Source organism: Bacillus sp. N447-1 (assembly GCF_022701035.1).
Lineage (GTDB): Bacteria > Bacillota > Bacilli > Bacillales > Bacillaceae_G > Bacillus_A > Bacillus_A cereus.
The window spans coordinates 3,487,155-3,506,599 of the sequence record NZ_CP065509.1 but is presented as its reverse complement, the minus strand read 5'-3'; the positions used below and the strand labels follow the sequence as shown (position 1 = coordinate 3,506,599).

Genomic DNA, 19,445 nt, shown 5'->3' with positions numbered 1-19,445 from the left:
CAAAAATCAACATTTTTCGACAATTTGCAATTTCCAAATATTAGCCAGGTTCACAGTAACAATGTCTTTATGACTGACTACCCTCCCTCTAACTGTGCATACTAAAACAAAAAATAAATTCACAAACAACACTATTGACAAAAATACCAATCTGTAACTATAATGATTACAACTGGTTGTAACAAACCTAATTACAACAAATTCATTTACTTTCAGATATACACTTTAACAAAACACTTTGGAGGGATTTATTATGAAAATCGGAATTATCGGAGCAACTGGTAAAGCAGGAAGTCGTATTTTAAAAGAAGCATTGGATCGCGGACATGAAGTAACTGCAATCGTAAGAAACGCTGCAAAAATTACAGAAGAAAACGTAAAAGTTTTAGAAAAAGACGTATTTTCTCTTACATCTAACGACTTGCAAGCATTCGATGTAGTTGTAAATGCATTCGGTGCTCCAGCAGGACAAGAACACCTTCACGTAGATGCAGGAAACGTACTAATTGAAGCGATGAAAGGTGCACCTAACATAAAATTACTTGTAGTTGGTGGCGCTGGAAGCTTATTTGTAGACGAAGAGAAAACAACACGTGTATTTGAGACACCAGGTTTCCCGGAAGAATACCTTGCAACAGCTCAAAACCAAGGTAAAAACTTAGAAATCTTACAACAAACAAATGATATCACTTGGACATTCATCAGCCCTTCTGCACTATTCGCATTAGGAAAACGCACTGGTTCTTATAAAGCTGGTAAAGACAACCTGCTTGTGAACACAAAAGGTGATAGCTACGTAAGTTATGAAGACTTCGCAGTTGCAGCACTTGATGAAATCGAAAATCCAAAACATGTAAACGAACGCTTCACAGTAGTTTCTGAAGCTGAATAATAAAAAAAGCTCGTAAAACATAATGTTTTACGAGCTTTTTTTATTGTTACACTTGTTCTAAACCATTTGGAGTAATCTTAAAGGAAATTTCTTTAAACTTTTTCTTATCTCCTTTTCCAACGAACTCACTATTTTTGTACCAGCTTAAACGATCTGATTCAGCATGATACACTTTTACTACATCACCATACTCGAACATCATACCATTTACTTGTTCTGCAAAATTCTTTGAAGTCTCTTGCCCTTCTGCTGTTACATGCTTTTTCTCAGTTCCGTTTTGATCATATAACGTAATTCCCATATATAATTCATTATTAAAGTAACTATGAATTTGTTCATTTGTAGACGTTACATGTAGTTTCTTATCATCATGATTTAACGTTACAATAGAACAAACAACATTACTAAGCCCTTGATATACAATGCTATCTCCATATGTTACTTCTACTCGTACTTCTGTCACTTTCTTATTCCCAAAGCGATCTTTCGTTTCTACTTTTACTTTTTGTTCACCAATTTTTGTTGTATTTGGCTTTTCTACAAAACCTACTACTTCTCCATCTTTCACTTGAACAAAATCTTTCGCTTCTAATTTTTCAACATCTGTTCCGATTACTACTTTTCGTGGCATTGCTGTTACTTCTTGTTGAGCTTCCACTCTCTCAAAGCCTTGCTCTGTAATTTTAAAGAATACTTCATTTACACCATACTTTGTATCTACGAACTCATTCTTTTTATATACTTTAAAACGATCGAATTCTCTCTGATAAACCTTTACTATATCCCCGTATTCAAAAGCCATTCCATTAAATTGTTCCGCAAATCCTTTTGTATTTTCAGATGCTTTTACCGATAAAGCTTTCTTCTCTTTTCCACCTTTATCATATACAGTCATCGCCATATATTTCTCATCCGCAAACGAAGTATGCATTGGACCTTCTGAATCTGTTGTACTGAATTTCTTTTCTTCATGATTTAATGTAACAATCGATTTAATATTCGTTCCGCCGTGCCATGTACCAAAGAACATAATACTATCACCGTAAATTACTTCTACAGGAACTTCTGTCACTTTTTTATTACCTAAACGATCCTTCGTTTCTACTTTTACTGTTTGTTCACCAATTTTTGTTGTATTTGGCTTTTCTACAAAACCTACTACTTCTCCGTCTTTCACTTGAACAAAGTTTTTTGCTTCTAATTTTTCAGCGTCTGTTCCAATTACTACTTTTTGTGGCACTGCCGTTACTTGTTGCTGAGCTTCGATTCTCTCGAAACCTTGCTCTGTAATTTTAAAGAATACTTCATTTACACCATACTTTGTATCTATAAACTCATTCTTTTTATATACTTTAAAACGATCGAATTCTCTCTGATAAACCTTTACTATATCGCCGTATTCAAAGACCATTCCATTAAATTGTTCCGCAAATCCTTTTGTATTTTCAGATGCTTTTACTGATAAAGCTTTCTTCTCTTTTCCATCTTTATCATATACAGTCATTCCCATATACTTCTCATCTGCAAATGAAGTATGCATTGCACCTTCTGAATCTGTTGTGCTAAATTTCTTTTCTTCATGATTTAATGTAACAATCGATTTAATATTGGTTCCGCTATGCCATGTACCAAAGAACATAATGCTATCTCCGTATATTATTTCTAGCGGTACTTCTGTTACTTTTTTATTACCAAAGCGATCTTTCGTTTCTACTTTTACTTTTTGTTCACCAATTTTCGTTGTATTTGGCTTTTCTACAAATCCAACTACTTCTCCATCTTTCACTTGAACAAAGTTTTTCGCTTCTAATTTTCCGGCATCTGTTCCGATTACTACTTTTTGTGGTACTGCTGTGACTTCTTGTAAACCATGGATTAATTCATATCCTTGCGGGGTAATTTTAAATAATTTTTCCTTTTTATTTTTAGCTTGCCCTTTGTCTACACGTTTATTGTCATCATACCATTCTAAATACTCTGGCTGTATATGGTATACCTTAATGATGTCTCCATACTCAAATGACATTCCATCTAACTCTTTCACGAAATTCTTTAATCCTTCATGACCTTCCGCGGAAACATTCTTCTTTTCATTCCCATTTGCATCATAGATCGTAACACCTACATATTTTTGATTTCGATAACTATGATCCAATATGTTTCTTACTAATGTCGTATTAAATTTCTTATCGTTATGATTTAAAGTTAACACAGAATTTGTATTCCAATATGATTTAAATGCCATACTATCTCCATACACAACGTTAACTGGTACAGGAATTGCATTTACATTTCCTTGTGCATCTACAATTTCTACATTCACTGTTTGTTTTCCATTTTCTTGTTTAGGCCATGCTATTTTCCCTGTCGCTTTTACATTTTGTCCTAGATTTTTTACAAGTTCACTTGCCTTTTTCTCATCAAATTCTGTACCTATTAAAATATCTGGTACTGTATTAACTGCTTCACCATAAGGAACTTTGTATGCTTCTACTTGTTTTTCACGAATCGGATTACTATCTCTCGATAACCATATTTCATTTTTCGGTTCAGGTAATTGTAGTTTATTTACTTTTTCTATCGTATCCGCCTCTGCATGTAATCCCCATTTCGCAAAGTAAGAAATTAAATTTTGTCCCGATGCTTTTGAAGCCATATAGATAAACATTTGCTTTTTCTCTCTACTCGAAATAACCTCATTAGTATCTAACATAGAATATTCTGTATCAGATAACACTCGATACATTTGATGTAACTTCGGATAGAATTGATCTCCATAAATTAAATGCAACTGCCAGAACATAATAATTGGATCTGCTTTATCAAAATTCTTTTGATCATCTGGTTGTTTCAAATATGCAAATGCATCTTCATAACGACCATCTACTTCCATTCGCGATTTATTTCCAAATGCTAGCTGAACAGCTAGGCTATAAATGTTAACTGTTGTCTCACCCATGCCTTCTGACAACCAAGGAATCTGTTGGTGTAGGTGTCCCACTTCATGCCATGGTCCCCAACCATCAGTTGTAAACTTCTCGATATCTAATACATACTCTATCGATTCTTTTGCATACCCTGTCAGATAATTATTTGCATACATATATGGGCTAGTTGGGTATCTCGCTTCAATAAATTGAATATAATGTTTCCCTGGATTCGCAACTCCAATGCCATCTTCCGATAATCCAGATAATGCATTTTCAATCCGAATTGCTTCATCATGCTTCTTCATTAAATCTGTCGGGTCAGTCTTTTGCATGTTTTTTTCTACTTTTTCATAACTTGTAGTTATTAAACTTCTATCACCCTTTAATTCTATCGCGTAAGGGTTTTTATATTTTTCTAACATTTCATCCCAATCTTTTTTCGTATGTTTCCCTAGTATAAATAAAGGAAAATGAGTACCTCCACTTATAACAGTCGCTGTAACTTCCCCGGTATTATTCATATTATAAAAATATAAAATCCCTCCATTAGGCGAAGAAATAATATTTTTACCAGGATTTAAATCGAACTCTTTTGGCTTTTCCTTGTCATAAGCTCGCGTTCCTATAAACGCTTTAATAGATTGATTTCCTTTTATTTCAACTTTAATTTCTTCATCTGGTTTTGCATAAATTCCAGTTGGTTCATTTGGTGAAAAGGCAAATTGCATCTTTAAACGGTCCCTATTTTCTTCTACGCTACCTTTCCCAGGCAAATGAAACGTTCTCTGCTCCAAACGATTCTCTTTACTCTCTTCCAACTGCCCGCCCTTATTCTCTTCCAAAGGCGCCGCATATCCTTTTGATGCTTCGAAAGCTACTGGTGATAATAATGTAGATATACATATACCTGCTACTAATACCCTACTCTTTTTCTTCTTTGACATAATCTGTGTCCCCTGTCCTTTTTTTAGACAAACCATCCTATATATTCGTTTAATGAAAAATCCTATTATCTTTATAAAAACATTTAACGAATAGACTAACACCTCGCGCACCTGTATCTATTACTACCGCATTTCCCTCCATGTATTCGCTTTCTTACATTGTACAATTTTTATGTAATATCCCCTCCTCACTTCTCTCTATTTGTGATGAGTTCTCTTGCTACATAAAAAAGAGAATAGTAAAAGATATTTTTCAGTATTGTCATCTATACATCTAAAAATGTGAACAACAATAGAGTTTTACATTTTCTTCATATATGACCATCTATAGGTAGTTTTTCCAACTGAATTGTACACGCTTTACACTTTGTTTGATAGCCTCTCTAATTAGAATAATGTTACAATTTCGTGAATAAAATCCATTTATTGTAACGTTTAGATTTCTCCATATTTTATTATTTTTAAATACTTCTTCAAACGTTAAAATAGTGTTTCACTCGATTAATTATTATCTTGATATACCTTTAAAAAATTCATATGAAAAAGCATTGGCATATACCAATGCTTTTTCATTATCTCTTTTGATTCGGTTTATGCGGTTCATTTGGAGTATATGGCTTATTTGGAGCCTCAGCCTTTTTCCAACTTACCGCTAACTCTGGACTTGTTTTTTCTTCACTACGCTCAAGTAATACTACTGCATTTTGAATAGTCGGTGTACCTTTATGCGCAATCCCTTGTAATTTCGTTAAATTTCCTGATACTTTAAAGCTAAATCCACCAGCTGGTGTTTGTTTCGGAATTAAAATGCGGAACTTTTCTCCTACATTAAATTCTGTTTTTGTTTCGCCTTTTTCATTTGCAAATTTCACGCCCGCTGGTGCACCTGTTGCTTGCACTTTATACGTTCCACTTTTTGCATTTGTTTCTACTGTATATAAGCCTGTTTCAAAGAAATCATTTTTTAAGACTGCTTCTTGTTCTTCTGTAGGAGTTACACTCATCGTAATTTCTTGTAGTTCTTCGCTAGCGTTTGCTTTTGCAACGATATCTTTTGTTACTTTCTCTACATTTTTATTTCGGAAATCTAAATCATTAACATCAATTTGTTTTAACGCATTCCATACTGCAAGCTGCGTTGCGTAATGCGCCTCTCTCCAATCAGATACTCCTAATTCTTGTGGGCTCTTTTGTGGATATCCATTCAACAGTACACGGTACACATTAATATCCACTTTACCCATTTCTGGTAAATCTTGACCGCTCGGAGATTTTAAATCTACATTTAAGCAAAATGCAATTTTTCCATCTGCCGTTTTAATAAGTTCTGTTCGAATTGGTTTCTTCTTTGACTTACTATAACTCCAATCCATTTGATACTTTGTATGATCCATAACTTCTGCGAATGCTTTTTGAAGTGGGAATAATACAAATAAGACACTTAAAAACATAGCTAAAAGTTTGAACGATTGCTTTATATTCATGTTTACAGCCCCTTAATAACAAACTTAATACTAAGTAGTATTTATTTAGAAACTATTTTTATGCAAAAAAAAAGAGTGCTTTTAAGCACTCTTTTTTCTTACCTTAATCTTAGAAATCGAAGTTATCAGGATCTGGACCAACGCGATGATTTTGATTTAACGCATCGATTTTTTCCATATCTTCTTTCGTTAATTCAAAGTTAAATACATCTGCGTTTGCAATAATGCGGTGTTCTTTCGTTGATTTTGGAATTGTGATTACTCCATTTTGAAGATCCCAACGTAAAATAACTTGCGCTGTTGTTTTACCGTGTTTCTCAGCAATCTCTTGTAATGTTTCGTTATCTAATAATTGACCTTGCATTAGTGGTGACCATGCTTCCATTTGAATACCTTGTTCTTTACAGAAAGCTTGTAGTTCTTTTTGTGTTAAACGAGGGTGGTATTCTACTTGGTTAATCATTGGTTTAATTTCTGCATCTTTCATTACATCTTGTAAGTGATGGATTTGGAAGTTACTTACACCAATTGCACGTACGCGCTTTTCTTTATAAAGTGTTTCTAGCGCTCTCCATGTATCTTTATATTTTCCTTCTGAAGGCCAGTGAACAAGATATAAATCTAAATAATCTAGTCCTAATTTTTTTAGACTCTCTTCGTATGCAGCGATTGTTGTTTCATACCCTTGATCTGCGTTCCATACTTTTGAAGTAATAAATAATTCTTCTCTTGCAATACCAGTCGCTTCAATACCTGCACGAATTCCTTCACCTACAGCTTTTTCATTTCCGTAAATTGCAGCTGTATCGATGCTGCGGTATCCTGCTTTAATTGCTGATTTTACAGCTTCTACAAGTTCTGGTCCTTCTTCTACTTTAAATACACCTAAACCGAACCAAGGCATTTCTACACCGTTATTTAATACTGCTTTACTTTGTAAGTTTTTCATTTTATTTTCTCTCCTTTTATTTTACTTGATCTCTTTTTTCTAATGTCATGCTCCACGCTGTTAAAATAACAGCGGCTACTACCATAAGGCCACCTACCCAAGCAGTATGGATTAATCCTAATGAATTCGTTACAAGGCCACCTATATAAGAACCTAAAGCGATCCCTCCGTTAAATGCGGCAATATTAATTGCTGAAGCAACATCAACCGCACTTGGAACAAAGCGCTCTGCCAATATAACTACATATACTTGTAGCCCCGGAACATTCATAAATGCGAATAGTCCCATGAAAATAATTGTGATTAATCCAGCTACTTTAAATGGCGCTGTAAATGTTAAAACAAATAATATAATCGCTTGAATCAAGAACATGTAAAATAGCGCTCGAATCGGATTATGATTCGATAATTTTCCGCCGACCATATTCCCTATCGCAATTGCGATTCCATACACTAATAAAATGATAGTAACAGTACTTGCTTCAAATCCTGTTACTTCTTGTAATAACGGAGATAAATACGTAAATGTTACGAATGTACCGCCGTATCCAAGTGCAGTAATAATGAAAACAAGTAATAGTCTTCCATTTTTAATTAATTTAAATTGATCACGAAACGATACAGGTACACCATTTTTTAAATTAGATGGGACGAGTATACTGTTTGCGATGAAAGCAATAATTCCAATTACAACAATCGCCATAAATGACGCTCTCCACCCAAATTGTTGACCGATAAATGTTCCAATTGGCACACCAGTAATAGTCGCAACTGTTAATCCAGTAAACATAATCGCAATTGCGCTAGCACGTTTATTCTCTGGTACGATTGCAGCTGCAATTGTAGATCCAATTGACATAAACACACCATGTGCAAACGCAGATACAATTCTTGCAATAATTAATACAGTGAAGCTTGTTGCTACCGCCGCAATGCCATTACCAATAATGAAAATAACCATAATCCACATTAATAATGTCTTTCGCGACATACTAGCCGTTAACGCTGTTAAAACAGGAGCTCCTACCGCTGCTCCTAACGCATATAAGGAAACCGTTAAACCGGCTGTTGTAACCGAAACATTTAAATCTTTTGAAATAGATGGTAGTAAACCGACACTAATAAACTCGGTCGTACCAATCCCAAACGCACTAATTGCTAGCGCTAATAAAGCAAACATACTTCTTCGGCTCGTCTGAGCTTCCGAAGATGGTACTGTATATGAACTCAATTGAATTCCTCCTTATTACAAGAAATCCAATCATAATAGTATGATAAAAAGGCCCTTTTATCTTCTAAAAAATATATTTCATACTTACAAATGCTATTATGAATGGTTTCATTCCTTTTTTGAAGAACGCACTTTAAAGTACGATAGGCACTAAAAAGTAACATAGTCACTTTTTGGTACCGTACTACTCATTTGCCTCTTACATGTGCTATTATGAAACATATTTAACATAATAAAAAGTACGTACTTTAAAGTGCTATAGGTACTAAAAAGTAACATTTGTATGATTTAACTTATTTTACTTACAAAGGGAGGATTTCATATGAAGAAATACAATATTCCTGTAGAGGCGACTTTAGAAGTTATCGGCGGAAAATGGAAGGTTGTTATCCTTTGTCACTTAACGAAAGGTACAAAGAGAACGAGTGAACTAAAACGTTCCATGCCTGGTATTACACAAAAAATGTTAACACAGCAATTACGTGAATTAGAAGACGACGGCGTCATTCAAAGAAAAGTATACAACCAAGTCCCACCGAAAGTAGAATATTCTCTTACCGACTACGGTTGGTCTTTAGAATCCATTCTTGATTCTCTTTGTTCTTGGGGCGAATGCCATCTTGAAAAAGAAGGTAACACATCGATGCTAATTGCAGAAGGTGAATAATAGGAAAAAGGAAAAAACGAACATGAATTTGTTCATTTTTTCCTTTTTTTCTATATATATATGTACATTTCTAACTGGAACAAAATATTTTATACGCTTTCATACCTTGTCAGCACTACGTTATACACTCAATATCAAATAATTAGGAATCATTTTTATGTTAACATAGGTGTATATAGTATATAATATAGGATATATATTATATACACTTTCCGGTAACGGAGCTTTTCCATTATGCGGACAAGCCATGTATCGGACAGTTCATAAATAATAAGTAAGACGTTATGGTTTTAGATTTATGTCAGCTTACTTGCTGTCATAAATTTAAAGGCATTTTATTGTGTTTTGTGAAACTTTGTATAAAGTTTCGTAACCGTTTACTATCTTACTTATAAAAAATAAGAGTATTGCTATCGTAAAGGAGAATTGGAGATGCCAGAAACTATGACTCAAACAAAGCCAGAACAAGAAACTGTACAAATTTCTGCTAGCCAAGGACAACTTGATGTACTTGATCAGTTGTTAAAACCTGAGGTACAAGAATCATTAACAACACTAGTAGAACAGCTTCCAAAATTAACTGAGCTTGTTAACATTTTAACTAAGTCTTATGACTTCGCTCAAACTGTTGCTACTGATGAAGTATTAAAAAGCGACACTGTTGGTGCAATCACAGAGCTTGTAGAACCTGTAAAAGATACAGTGAAAAGCATGGCTGCTACTGCAATCGAAGCGAAAGATCGTGCTGACGAAAGCAACGAAGTTATCGGCCTGTTCGGTCTATTAAAATTATTAAAAGATCCACAAGCACAAAAAATGTTCCGCTTTGTGAACGCATATCTTCAAATTAGTGCAGAACGTAACAATAAATAAGTTAACTTATAACAACAATTAGTAAAGACGGGGGATATCATACTATGTCAAAACAAATTGTCATCTTAGGCGCTGGTTATGGCGGTCTTCTTGCCGCTTTAAACGTACGTAAATATTACAGTAAATCAGAAGCACAAGTTACAGTGATTAACCAATACCCAACGCACCAAATCATCACTGAACTACACCGCCTTGCAGCTGGTAACGTGTCTGAGCAAGCAGTTGCAATGCCACTTACAAAGCTTTTCAAAGGTAAAGATATCGATCTTAAAATCGCAACAGTTGAGTCATTCTCAGTTGATAGCAAAGAAATCAAACTAGCTGGCGGCACTACTTTATCTTACGATGCACTTGTAGTTGCTTTAGGAAGTAAAACTGCTTACTTCGGTATTCCAGGACTAGAAGAAAACAGCATGGTATTAAAATCTGCTGCTGATGCAAACAAAATCTACAAACACGTTGAAGACCGTATTCGTGAATACGCGAAAACGAAAAACGAAGCTGATGCTACAATCGTAATCGGTGGTGGCGGATTAACTGGCGTTGAGCTAGTTGGTGAGCTTGCTGACATTATGCCTAAACTTGCAAAAAGCCACGGCGTAAATCCAAAAGAAGTGAAACTTCTTCTTGTTGAAGCAGGTCCAAAAATCCTTCCAGTATTACCAGACCACTTAATCGAACGTGCAACTACTAGCCTAGAAGCGCGCGGCGTTACATTCTTAACTGGTCTTCCTGTAACAAACGTTGCTGGCAACGAAATCGACTTAAAAGACGGTCAAAAACTTGTTGCTAACACATTCGTTTGGACGGGCGGCGTACAAGGTAACCCATTAATCGGTGAATCAGGTCTTGAAGTTAACCGTGGACGTGCAACAGTTGATGCATACCTACAATCTACTTCTCACAAAGACGTATTCGTTGCTGGAGACAGCGCTGTTGTCTTCGCTCCAGACGGACGTCCATACCCACCAACTGCACAAATCGCTTGGCAAATGGGTGAGTTAATTGGATACAACTTATACGCAGCACTAGAAGGCAAAGCATTCGAAGAGTTCGCACCTGTAAACTCTGGAACACTTGCTAGTCTAGGACGTAAAGATGCGGTTGCTACAATTGGAGCAAGCAATACTCCACTTAAAGGCTTACCAGCATCATTAATGAAAGAAGCAAGTAACGTTCGTTACTTATCACACATTAAAGGTCTATTCAGCTTAGCTTACTAATCTGAATATAAGCCCGAATCATGCCCTGCATGGTTCGGGCTATTTTTATCCCGCATTAACGGGCAGTAAAACCTCCACCTTAAAATACAGTGAATGCAGGGATGAAGTTGGAAGATTAACTGCCCGTAAAAGCCCGATTGGTTCAACTAATAATCAGTGGGGAGGAACACCCCCCACTGATTAAAGTTTCACTTTATCCGTAATTTTCTCTAACTTATTTATTCGGCAGAAGAATCGTATAACCCTTTTAATTATCTAAATTTACTGATTATTTTATGTCCAAATTGTGTATACGAAAAGATGGAAGTATTCTTCCTACTCCCATCCTTTCACACAAACTATTCGCCTAACTTCACAAGGCTGTAATTCTTCTTCCCTTTACGGATAATAATAAATCGTCCATCAAATGAATTTTCTACAGTAACATCCGTACCCACATCTGTTACTTTCTCACCATTCATAGAAATCGCTCCGTTATTAATATCTTCACGCGCTTGTCGTCTAGATGGTTCAATTCCTAAATCAACTAGCCACTCTACGATGTTTTTCGTCTCTTTTGAAGACTGGAATGTTGGCATCTCTTTAAAACCTTGTTCAATTTCATCAGCTGTTAACGATTTAATATCTCCGCTAAATAACGCTGCTGTAATTTTCACAGCTTGCAGGAATGCTTCTTCTCCATGAACGAATTTCGTCATTTCTTCTGCTAGTACTTTTTGTGCTTCACGTTTATGAGGCTCTGTTTCCACCTTAACCGCTAATTCATCAATACGCTCTTTCGTTAAGAACGTAAAGTATTTCAAGTATTTAACGACGTCACGGTCATCTGTATTTACCCAGAACTGGTAAAATTCAAACGGTGTCGTTTTTTCAGGATCAAGCCAAACCGCACCACCCGCTGATTTACCAAACTTCGTACCGTCCGATTTTAATAATAACGGAATCGTTAATCCGAATACTTTCGCCTCATGACCTTCTAACTTACGAATTAAATCTAAACCACTCGTAATATTTCCCCATTGGTCACTACCACCAATTTGCAGTTGAACATCCTCTTTCGTGTATAAATGATGGAAGTCCATCGCTTGCAAAATTTGGTACGTGAATTCCGTGAAAGAAATACCTGTATCCAAACGGCTTGCTACAATATCCTTCGCTAACATGCTATTGATGCTAAAGTTTTTCCCGTAATCACGTAAAAACTCAATAATATTTATTTCATGTGTCCAATCATAGTTATTTACCATCTTCACTTCGCTATTTCCACCAAAATCAAATAGCTTTTTCATTTGTGCTGTTAACGCATCTACATTATGCTGAACCACTTCTAACGTTTGAAGTTGACGCTCTGATTGTCGTCCACTCGGATCACCAATTGTTCCTGTTGCCCCGCCAATTAAAATAACAGGATGATGGCCGGCTAATTGGAATCTCTTCATCATCATAAACGGAATCAAATGTCCGATATGCATACTATCACCGGTTGGATCAACTCCGCAGTATAGTGAAATCTTTTTCTCTTCTACTAGCTTACGTAAGCCTTCTTCGTCAGTCTGTTGATTAACGGCGCCGCGCCATTCTAACTCATCAATGATATTCATCTTTTGTCATCCCCTTTATTTTTTTAAAACAAAAAATCCCTATGTCTATGACATAGGGACGATTATTCACCGTGTTACCACCCAGTTTGTATAAATAGCATAGCTACTCATACCACTCTTAGCAATAATATCGATTGCCAGTCCGCTTAGCATTACCTAAGATACTCCAGAGTGTAATTCACAAGTTTGTTTGTGCTAGGTTCCAGCAACCCCTAGCTCTCTCGTTAACAGTGACAAACTGCTACTGGGCTCTTTCAACGTATGTTATTTGTTAAATTATTAGCCATTATATTGAATTGAAAACAAATTGTCAACAATACCCAAATATTATTTTAAAATAATTCATATCTTCATACGTATTTCTTTATTCCTTATCTTCTCCAATAATCCTTACTTCTCGCTCCAACTTCACGCCAAATTTCTCTTCAACTGTCTTTTGTACGAAGTGAATTAAATCGATGTAATCTTGTGCTGTTCCGTTATCAACATTCACCATAAACCCAGCGTGTTTTAAAGAAACTTCTACTCCACCAATTCGCTTACCTTGTAGTCCTGAGTCTTGAATTAACTTACCAGCAAAGTTATTTGGTGGGCGCTTAAATACGCTACCACATGAAGGATATTCTAGAGGCTGTTTTGACTCACGTTTAAACGTTAAATCATCCATTTTTGCTTTAATTTCTTCATGTACACCTTCTTCAAGTTCAAATCTCGCTTCAAGAATAATGTAATGGTTGTTCGCAAATACACTCTTACGATATCCAAATTCAAATGCTTCTTTCGTCAAAGTACGTAGCTCTCCATCACCTGTCATTACGACAGCTTCTGTTAATACAAACGAAATTTCACCGCCGTATGCACCAGCATTCATATATAATGCTCCGCCAACTGAACCTGGAATACCACAAGCAAACTCAAGACCCGTTAAGTTATGGTCTAAGGCAATACGTGATACGTCAATAATTGCTGCACCACACTGTGCTACAATCGTCGTTCCTGTTACAGTAACACCTGTAATATGAATTAAACTTACTGTAATCCCGCGAATTCCACCATCTTTAATAATGACATTCGATCCATTTCCTAAAAACGTAACTGGAATATTATATTCGTTCGCATATTTAATAACTTCTTGAATTTCATCATAATTTGTAGGCGCAACAAAAACATCTGCTTTTCCGCCAACTTTAATATGCGTATGATTCTTTAACATTTCATCTTGTTTAACATGTCCTTCAGGCAATACCGTACTTAAATATTTATAAACCTCTTGCATATTCATTTTACGATTCCTCTATTTCTATATTCATTTTATCCCGTTATACGGGCCCATAATATCCCCACGTACATGAAAGAACCTAAAGTGGTGGATACAGTGTACCCAAAATCAATTCGAGACACCTATAAACCTCTTAATTTATAAGAGGTGCCACTCATATTAAAATATATATTGCATAATAAAGCAACCCAAATGGACTACTAAACTTGACATGTCATCAGAAAGACAACAATTTGTAAAATATGTGACTTTTTCAAAACACTATCCCTCAGTATCTTACTATACCACACAAAAAGAAAGTGGTATTTTTTTGTACTTTTTACTTTATTTACATCAATAAAAAAAGAGCACATCCGACAGAATGTGCTCTTTCTATACTCTTTATATTACTTTTCGTTCTCTTCTTTTTCTTTATCAAACCATAACAGCTCATCGTTATCAACTTCACCATTATAATTGATTAAAATTTCTTCTCCTGCTTTTATATCCTTATAAGCATAGAAGTTAAACGTATGGTTCTCGAAGACAATATCATACGTTGCATTCGGTGTATATGAATGATTAAATAACATACCGTATCCTAAAAGGATTGCCGTATGATTGATTCCATACTCAAATGCGTAGTCAGCAAGTAATGTTTTCTCAATATGTTCATGCTGTTCATTCGGATAAGAGATAACTGGTGCTGCGTGTATCAACTCACCTTTTTTAATATCACGAGTTGCAAATACACCTCTATTAAATTCTCCATCACTAAGTTCAGAAGTCTTAACTTCGATCATATGCGTCACCTATTTAATTCTTTCTTTGAAGTATTTTAATTCCGCTATTAGCTGAATTTTATCTCCTTAAGCTTGGCAGAAAACGCGCAGAAAAGCAATTAAATTCCTATCAAGTATTCGTTTCAATGAAAAAAGAGCACATCATTCGTGCTCTTTCCAAGCAATATTACTTTTCTAAAATATCTTCTAACAACTTCACTTGCTCGCTAACAGTTTGTAACGTCTTCACTGACGTATCATTTCGATGTTTTTCTTCTTCCACACTCGCTAGCACTTCTTCTGTAGCTGTAGAAGTTTGCTGAATTACGTTAGAAGCATGCGTAACATCCTTTACGATATTCGTCGTTTTAACTTGGAAACTTTCTTGATGAACAACAACCTCTCGCATTACTTCATTAATCGCATCAATAAACTTCCCTAAATCAGTTACATTTGTTAAAACGCTTGCTAACATCTCGTTACATTCTTCTTGTACTCTTTCTGACTTTTCTACTTGCACTTCTACCTTACTTGCTTGATTACTAAACTCCTTCAAAATCCCTTGAATTCTTCCCGCAGAACGATTTGATTCTTCAGCAAGCTTTAACACTTCACTCGCTACAATAGCAAAACCTTTTCCATGCTCGCCTGCCCTCGCAGCTTCAATATTTGCATTTAAAGCTAGCAAACTCGTCTGACTTGAAATATTCGTTATTACATCTACAATTTCATTAATTTGTTTCGATTGCATCATTAAATCTCTAAATATAATTCCAGACTGTGAAACAACATCATTTAAACTTCTCATGTTAGTTTCAAAATTTCTTAGAGTATGTACACTACCTTTTGAAATTTCTAAGCTTTCATCCACACGAGCCGATGCAGTTCTTACTTGAGAGATGATTTGTTCAATATTTCCTTCCATATCATTCAATACTTCTACCGAACGATACATCATCTCTGATTGTGATTGCGTACCAACTGCCACCTCTTCAAAGGCAAAATTAATTTCACTCATCGATTCCATCGACGTGTTCATATTTTGTCTTAAATGATTGAAATTACTATCTAGTTTCACAACTGTTTCTTCAATAAGTCTTTGCGTCTCTTCTAACTCCTGAGCTTTTCTCATTACTTCTTGCTTCTCATCACTTAAACGAAGGAGCAGATTAGAACCGATTTTCGTGACGCCCCACATAGCGATTGTTACAATCGCTAACAAACTTGCGAAATTAGCAGCTTCAGACGAGGCTGTATAAGCAAAAAATTGCTCCGGCCAATAGCTACAAAGGATAAATGTGATCACAACAGCTACCCCGCCAAGAATTAAAATGAGGCGCTCCCTTAAGTAAATAAGTGAAACAGCTAATGTAAAATAGACCATTTGAAATACAGCCGGGCTTTCATTAAAGGCTTGTACCATAATGTAAGACATTGTAAGCAACATAAATGTCATGATATATTTATACGCTGATTCCATACTTTTTATAAAAATAAAAAGCGTTCCAAATGCAACGACAGAAATACCACAAATCCAAAACGCTATTGCTCTCTCTGTAAAAATATATCCATAATACCCAATTGCGATTATCCCAAGAAAGAAACTACAAATCGTTATAAACAGTAATAAATGATTTTTCTGTGATTCTTTCTCAAGGTTAGAAAAACAAGTCCTCTTTAACCACTCCATATGAAGCCCCACCTTCTACTTATACATATCAATTACTTCAGTTTAAATACCGCACTTACTGGGTTATGATCGCTATTTTCAAACTTTAAATCTTTCCCTTGTACATTTACAATCTCTACATTCGGTGAAACGATAAAGCCATCAATAATAGTGACGAAATTTTCACCTTCTACATATTTCTTTACATCATCTCTCACAGTCATAACAGACGGATCTACAGCCCACTTAAAGCCACCGTCCGTAAAGTCCTTCGGTAACTCTACTAACCACTCAGGGCGCTCTTTCACGAACTTCGGATCACTTAATTGAGCGTTTGAAACTAATTGATTCCAATCTCCGCCCATTATTACGTAATCACCATTTTCATAATGCTTGTTCATATATTCTTTTAAGTACTCTACTTGCTGTTTTCTAATTTTCCCGCCTTCATCATAAGCAGACAAATGTAAATTTACGAGTCTAACATGTTTCCCATTATTAACAGGAATTTTATATTCCACAATTGCTCGATCTAAATCAAACAAACGCTTTGGCCAAGGTTCCATTCCAGGAAGCTGGAACCTCTTCGCTTCTTGAACAGTGTATTTAGAAAACGTACTTAATCCAGCCTCCGCATATCCCATTGGATTTATTATTGGCACTGGAACCCATTTCGTATCGTAGTTCTTGCCAAATGACGAAACATAATCAGGTAATCCTTTTTTCAAAAATTCATGTTCATTTACATCAAATGAACGAAGTGACTTTATATCAACTTCTTGTAATAGTGCAAAATCACTATTCTCATTTTGTAAAAACGAAAGCATATTCTTTAAATTAGTTTCCGTTTGCTCTTTACTACTTGAACCAGATCCCTTTCCACCATCCATAAAGAAATCTTGATCCTTATCTAACCCAGCATATCCAATATTAAATGTTGTAACTTTAAACTCATTTCCAGTCGCTAATACGCGCTCCTTATTATTCTCCACCTTCAAGCTTATAACATCAGCAGGCTGTTCTTTAGTAAGTGTCATATACGCTAGAAATCCTCCTACAATGCCCGCTACTACTAAAACACATGTAAATACGATTTTTAAAAATTTCTTCAAATAAATGACTCCTTTTCACGCGAATTTATTTTTCTTTATTTTCAGTCAAATAAAACAAAACGACACACATAAGAAACATTTTATCATAATTAAAACCGTATATCACTATATTTAGTTGATAAGTAATCGATCCCATTTTAATTACTTGAAAAACCTTCAGACATCAAAAAAAGAAACGTTACACCCACCTCCTCACTGGAATTTAAACGGTATATTTAGTACACTATATGTAATGATCCTAGGCGATGGAGTTCGCCATAAACGCTGCTTAGCTAATGACTCCTACCAGTATACATACTGGTAGGAGTCTATTTTTTTGAGCAATCTATTTAAAGAGGTGAGAAAATTGATTTATATTATCGTCGGCATTGCCGGTATATTAGGAGCTCTTTCTCGTTATTATTTAGGTCTTAATATCACCACATTTTGGCATCATTCATTTCCATTAGCAACATTACTCATTAACTTAATCGGTTGCTTCTTCTTAGCGTGGCTAACTACTTATATCGCCCGGCTAAACATCTTACCTTCAGAGGTCATCACAGGCATCGGAACTGGATTCATCGGTTCCTTTACGACTTTTTCAACATTTAGTGTAGAAACTGTGCAATTGATCAATCATTCTGAGTGGAGCATAGCCTTCTTATATGTATCATGTAGCATACTTGGTGGCCTCATTATGTCTGGCCTTGGCTATACACTTGGAGATTTCTTAATTAAGAAATCTCTTACGGAAGGTGATTACTCATGATAGAAGCCTTATTAGTCGCAACAGGAGGATTTTTCGGTGCGATTACACGATTTGCAATTAGCAATTGGTTTAAGAAAAGAAATAAAACACAATTTCCACTTGCTACATTCCTTATTAATATAACAGGGGCGTTTTTACTTGGATATATAATCGGCAACGGAGTTACTACAGGCTGGCAACTATTATTAGGTACTGGATTTATGGGTGCATTCACTACATTTTCTACGTTTAAACTAGAAGCCGTTCAACTTCTCAATCGAAAAAATATTAGCACTTTCCTTTTATACTTAAGCGCTACGTACATAATTGGTATCCTCTTCGCATTCCTTGGAATGAAGCTAGGCGGAATATGAAAAAAAGCGACTCTATTGAGTCGCTTTCTTTCATAAGAAATATGTCCCGCCATATGGAATAGAAAATAAACCAGCTGGATGTACATCGTAATGTACAATTTGCATCGGAAGCTGTGAATACGGCATATACTGACTTTGCATCATTTGTGCAAAATATGCTTGTTGTTGCATTTGAATAGCTTGATTCATAGCATGAATTGTTCCCTGTGCCCCAGCCAGCGTAATAGCTGCTCCTACTTGTCTTCCATTATAAAAATGATGGTTCATCATGATTCATCTCACTTATTCTTTTTCTTCCATATGGTATGTTTCTATTTCATAGTGAGTATTTTGTCCCTATTGGTAACCCCTATTTATTGCCCTTTTTCAGCTTTGAAGTAATAAATCCAAATAATAATACGCCAATACTACTAAGGAACAATACATAACTTATCGGTACTAGGAAAAAGAAAGGTTCTTCAAGGAATCCATCCGCTCCTACTTTACTGTTTGAAGCATGTATAGTTAAAGAAATAATCGCTAAAATCATGAAAGAAATAGCTACTACGTATTTATTTTTCATTTCACATTCTCCTCTACTCATGTAATTCTCCTTAGATTCTTAACATCATATTATCCAAAAATCATTAACAGTCAATAATTATTTATCGTTTAACAATAAATAATTATTGAATAGAATAATAACAAAAAGGTTTACGAAGCATATTAAATCACTTCGCAAACCCT

At 35.4% G+C, this 19,445-nt stretch carries 17 protein-coding genes, 1 riboswitch and 1 other annotated feature; of the genes, 6 read left to right on the top strand and 11 right to left on the bottom strand.

Annotated elements, in window-relative coordinates; translation table 11 throughout:
- The first annotated feature begins 253 nt into the window (after positions 1-253).
- Complete coding sequence (locus IQ781_RS17645) at positions 254-892, top strand: NAD(P)-dependent oxidoreductase (protein WP_139847048.1); 639 nt, start codon at positions 254-256, stop codon at positions 890-892.
- Positions 893-938: 46 nt separating this feature from the next.
- Here the strand turns inward: IQ781_RS17645 and IQ781_RS17640 are convergent, their stop codons facing one another.
- The 4 genes from IQ781_RS17640 to IQ781_RS17625 form a co-directional block, all read right to left on the bottom strand.
- The gene (locus IQ781_RS17640) at positions 939-4,766 is read right to left on the bottom strand and encodes a putative mucin/carbohydrate-binding domain-containing protein (RefSeq protein WP_065381881.1); all 3,828 of its coding nucleotides are present in this window, start codon (positions 4,764-4,766) and stop codon (positions 939-941) included.
- A 572-nt stretch (positions 4,767-5,338) separates the two neighbouring features.
- Positions 5,339-6,250 carry a thioester domain-containing protein gene (locus tag IQ781_RS17635; protein ID WP_065381880.1) on the bottom strand — a complete coding sequence of 304 codons (912 nt, stop codon included), beginning with the start codon at positions 6,248-6,250 and terminating at the stop codon, positions 5,339-5,341.
- Between the two features lie 109 nt (positions 6,251-6,359).
- Complete coding sequence (locus IQ781_RS17630) at positions 6,360-7,199, bottom strand: aldo/keto reductase (RefSeq protein ID WP_000793532.1); 840 nt, start codon at positions 7,197-7,199, stop codon at positions 6,360-6,362.
- A 16-nt stretch (positions 7,200-7,215) separates the two neighbouring features.
- Positions 7,216-8,379, bottom strand: a complete 1,164-nt coding sequence (locus IQ781_RS17625; protein ID WP_002026553.1) for an MFS transporter — start codon at positions 8,377-8,379, stop codon at positions 7,216-7,218.
- A gap of 373 nt (positions 8,380-8,752) precedes the next feature.
- Here IQ781_RS17625 and IQ781_RS17620 point away from each other — a divergent pair, with 373 nt between their 5' ends.
- From IQ781_RS17620 to IQ781_RS17610, 3 genes are all read left to right on the top strand, one after another.
- Positions 8,753-9,097 carry a winged helix-turn-helix transcriptional regulator gene (locus tag IQ781_RS17620; RefSeq protein ID WP_000760481.1) on the top strand — a complete coding sequence of 115 codons (345 nt, stop codon included), beginning with the start codon at positions 8,753-8,755 and terminating at the stop codon, positions 9,095-9,097.
- A 432-nt stretch (positions 9,098-9,529) separates the two neighbouring features.
- On the top strand, positions 9,530-9,970 hold the full coding sequence (locus IQ781_RS17615; RefSeq protein WP_001115309.1) for a DUF1641 domain-containing protein: 441 nt from the start codon (positions 9,530-9,532) through the stop codon (positions 9,968-9,970).
- 44 nt (positions 9,971-10,014) lie between these two features.
- Entirely contained in the window at positions 10,015-11,193 is a 1,179-nt protein-coding gene (locus tag IQ781_RS17610; protein WP_000043202.1) for an NAD(P)/FAD-dependent oxidoreductase, read from the top strand.
- Positions 11,194-11,531: 338 nt separating this feature from the next.
- On the opposite strand, the gene tyrS is transcribed toward IQ781_RS17610, so the two are convergent.
- The 5 genes from tyrS to IQ781_RS17585 all read right to left on the bottom strand — a co-directional run bounded on the left by tyrS (position 11,532) and on the right by IQ781_RS17585 (position 17,615).
- A complete protein-coding gene (gene tyrS / locus IQ781_RS17605) occupies positions 11,532-12,794 on the bottom strand; it encodes a tyrosine--tRNA ligase (RefSeq protein ID WP_001021108.1) in 1,263 nt (420 codons plus the stop codon).
- A gap of 51 nt (positions 12,795-12,845) precedes the next feature.
- Positions 12,846-13,061, bottom strand: a binding site (T-box leader).
- Positions 13,062-13,158: 97 nt separating this feature from the next.
- The gene (gene murB, locus IQ781_RS17600; RefSeq protein ID WP_001057102.1) at positions 13,159-14,076 is read right to left on the bottom strand and encodes a UDP-N-acetylmuramate dehydrogenase; all 918 of its coding nucleotides are present in this window, start codon (positions 14,074-14,076) and stop codon (positions 13,159-13,161) included.
- Positions 14,077-14,459: 383 nt separating this feature from the next.
- A complete protein-coding gene (locus IQ781_RS17595; protein WP_000573649.1) occupies positions 14,460-14,855 on the bottom strand; it encodes an SET domain-containing protein in 396 nt (131 codons plus the stop codon).
- Positions 14,856-15,021: 166 nt separating this feature from the next.
- Entirely contained in the window at positions 15,022-16,524 is a 1,503-nt protein-coding gene (locus tag IQ781_RS17590; RefSeq protein ID WP_242808142.1) for a DUF4077 domain-containing protein, read from the bottom strand.
- A gap of 32 nt (positions 16,525-16,556) precedes the next feature.
- Positions 16,557-17,615 carry an endonuclease/exonuclease/phosphatase family protein gene (locus IQ781_RS17585; RefSeq protein WP_000714050.1) on the bottom strand — a complete coding sequence of 353 codons (1,059 nt, stop codon included), beginning with the start codon at positions 17,613-17,615 and terminating at the stop codon, positions 16,557-16,559.
- A 232-nt stretch (positions 17,616-17,847) separates the two neighbouring features.
- Positions 17,848-17,907, top strand: a riboswitch (Fluoride riboswitch).
- Positions 17,908-17,961: 54 nt separating this feature from the next.
- On the opposite strand from IQ781_RS17585, the gene crcB (IQ781_RS17580) reads away from it, so the two are divergent.
- Positions 17,962-18,366, top strand: a complete 405-nt coding sequence (gene crcB / locus IQ781_RS17580) for a fluoride efflux transporter CrcB (RefSeq protein ID WP_000639315.1) — start codon at positions 17,962-17,964, stop codon at positions 18,364-18,366.
- Positions 18,363-18,719 carry a fluoride efflux transporter CrcB gene (gene crcB, locus IQ781_RS17575; protein ID WP_000568587.1) on the top strand — a complete coding sequence of 119 codons (357 nt, stop codon included), beginning with the start codon at positions 18,363-18,365 and terminating at the stop codon, positions 18,717-18,719. The genes crcB (IQ781_RS17580) and crcB (IQ781_RS17575) overlap by 4 nt, the downstream gene beginning before the upstream one ends.
- 30 nt (positions 18,720-18,749) lie before the next feature.
- On the opposite strand, the gene IQ781_RS17570 is transcribed toward crcB (IQ781_RS17575), so the two are convergent.
- On the bottom strand, positions 18,750-18,989 hold the full coding sequence (locus tag IQ781_RS17570; protein WP_000980930.1) for a DUF3947 family protein: 240 nt from the start codon (positions 18,987-18,989) through the stop codon (positions 18,750-18,752).
- 79 nt (positions 18,990-19,068) lie between these two features.
- Positions 19,069-19,281 carry a DUF3955 domain-containing protein gene (locus tag IQ781_RS17565; RefSeq protein ID WP_060634841.1) on the bottom strand — a complete coding sequence of 71 codons (213 nt, stop codon included), beginning with the start codon at positions 19,279-19,281 and terminating at the stop codon, positions 19,069-19,071.
- Positions 19,282-19,445: the final 164 nt, after the last annotated feature.

Coding starts and splice junctions, on each gene's coding strand:
- IQ781_RS17640 (WP_065381881.1), bottom strand. CDS start 4,766: ATGTCAAAGAAGAAAAAGAGTAGGGTATTAGTAGCAGGTATATGTATA.
- IQ781_RS17590 (WP_242808142.1), bottom strand. CDS start 16,524: ATGGAGTGGTTAAAGAGGACTTGTTTTTCTAACCTTGAGAAAGAATCA.
- IQ781_RS17630 (WP_000793532.1), bottom strand. CDS start 7,199: ATGAAAAACTTACAAAGTAAAGCAGTATTAAATAACGGTGTAGAAATG.
- IQ781_RS17565 (WP_060634841.1), bottom strand. CDS start 19,281: ATGAAAAATAAATACGTAGTAGCTATTTCTTTCATGATTTTAGCGATT.
- IQ781_RS17645 (WP_139847048.1), top strand. CDS start 254: ATGAAAATCGGAATTATCGGAGCAACTGGTAAAGCAGGAAGTCGTATT.
- tyrS (WP_001021108.1), bottom strand. CDS start 12,794: ATGAATATCATTGATGAGTTAGAATGGCGCGGCGCCGTTAATCAACAG.
- murB (WP_001057102.1), bottom strand. CDS start 14,076: ATGAATATGCAAGAGGTTTATAAATATTTAAGTACGGTATTGCCTGAA.
- IQ781_RS17595 (WP_000573649.1), bottom strand. CDS start 14,855: ATGATCGAAGTTAAGACTTCTGAACTTAGTGATGGAGAATTTAATAGA.
- IQ781_RS17615 (WP_001115309.1), top strand. CDS start 9,530: ATGCCAGAAACTATGACTCAAACAAAGCCAGAACAAGAAACTGTACAA.
- IQ781_RS17610 (WP_000043202.1), top strand. CDS start 10,015: ATGTCAAAACAAATTGTCATCTTAGGCGCTGGTTATGGCGGTCTTCTT.
- IQ781_RS17620 (WP_000760481.1), top strand. CDS start 8,753: ATGAAGAAATACAATATTCCTGTAGAGGCGACTTTAGAAGTTATCGGC.
- crcB (WP_000568587.1), top strand. CDS start 18,363: ATGATAGAAGCCTTATTAGTCGCAACAGGAGGATTTTTCGGTGCGATT.
- IQ781_RS17570 (WP_000980930.1), bottom strand. CDS start 18,989: ATGATGAACCATCATTTTTATAATGGAAGACAAGTAGGAGCAGCTATT.
- IQ781_RS17635 (WP_065381880.1), bottom strand. CDS start 6,250: ATGAATATAAAGCAATCGTTCAAACTTTTAGCTATGTTTTTAAGTGTC.
- IQ781_RS17625 (WP_002026553.1), bottom strand. CDS start 8,379: ATGTTTGCTTTATTAGCGCTAGCAATTAGTGCGTTTGGGATTGGTACG.